Source organism: Weissella kandleri (assembly GCF_045504165.1).
GTDB classification, from domain to species: domain Bacteria; phylum Bacillota; class Bacilli; order Lactobacillales; family Lactobacillaceae; genus Weissella; species Weissella kandleri_A.
The window spans coordinates 1-1,251 of sequence record NZ_JBJJNY010000028.1 but is presented as its reverse complement, the minus strand read 5'-3'; the positions used below and the strand labels follow the sequence as shown (position 1 = coordinate 1,251).

Genomic DNA, 1,251 nt, shown 5'->3' with positions numbered 1-1,251 from the left:
CAACGCTTTTAACGCTTAAGTAAGGAGACAACGGGGCTAAACAATATCAAAAATCAATGACTGTAAAACCCCGTTATATCAACGTTGTTGTTGATACGACGGGGTTTCGCTTATTTATACATGTCTGTAAAAGTTCGTTGAAGTTCACGGATATCCGAATAAAAGGGGACCTGAGGTGGGGACTTTTTAGAAGTTAACTAAACTAGTAAAAATGTCAGCAGTGGTCTCTTTCATTTCTTCGGTTACAGCTGTATAAATAGCAAGCGTAGTTTGAACATCATCATGGCCAAGCTGATACTGTAATTGTTTGATGTTCATTCCAGCTTGAGCTGAAAGTGTAGCGTAGGTGTGTCTGAAGCCATGAATTTTAATTCTAGGTAAACCTGCAGTTTTTGTAATAGTTTCGCACCATTTTCTAGGTTTTGGAAAAGCCATATAAGAGTGTAGGTCATTACCTGTAAAAATCAATCCAGTAGCTTTCAGACCGTTTTTAAGAATTGATGTAGATTGAACAGCTTGATAATGTTTTAGCACGCCTATGGTTCGTTTATCGAGTCTTACGACACGATTACCAGCCTTCGTTTTAGTTGTACTTAAAATGGCATTTCCATTTTTATCAACTGACAGAGCTTTATTAATATCAATTGTGTATTTATCAAAATCAACATCAGACCATTTTAAAGCAAGAGCTTCGCCTTTTCGCATCCCTGAAAAAGCCAAAAGTCTAAATAAGGCAAAAACTTGATAATTAGAATCTGCATACAAAGCATCAGCAGTATCTAAAAATAGTTTTAATTGGTCTTTGGTATAATAGTCGACACGATCCAAAAAAACAGGCGCAGGTTTAGCTTTTGGAAATACAACTTTATCAAATGGATTAGATTTGATGACTTCTAAAGTGACCAAAGACTGCATAACTTTTTTAAAAGGATACAAATTCTTTTTGTAATTCACATTCAATGTACTCAATTCATTTACGAATGATTGCAACATTACAGATGTAATTTTATCGACTTTTACTTGATCAAACCATTTTGGTGTTAAAATGTGCTTATTGATAAATTGATCTACTTTTTGATAAGTGGAAGGTAAAACTTTTCTAGAATAAGTTTTTAGCCACATATCAAAAGCATTATTTAAAGTCATATCAGTACTAAATTTATCAAACTCTCCAGCATCAACTCTATTTAAGACATCTCGTTCCCACTTCTTGGCCAAAGTGACGGACTTGATGCCTTTTTTCTTTTTCTC

At 34.3% G+C, this 1,251-nt stretch carries 1 protein-coding gene; it reads right to left on the bottom strand.

Annotated elements, in window-relative coordinates:
* Window positions 1-186: 186 nt before the first annotated feature.
* The coding region (locus ACJQWY_RS06860) for a tyrosine-type recombinase/integrase (RefSeq protein ID WP_407076987.1) at window positions 187-1,251 on the bottom strand (1,065 nt) is incomplete at its 5' end.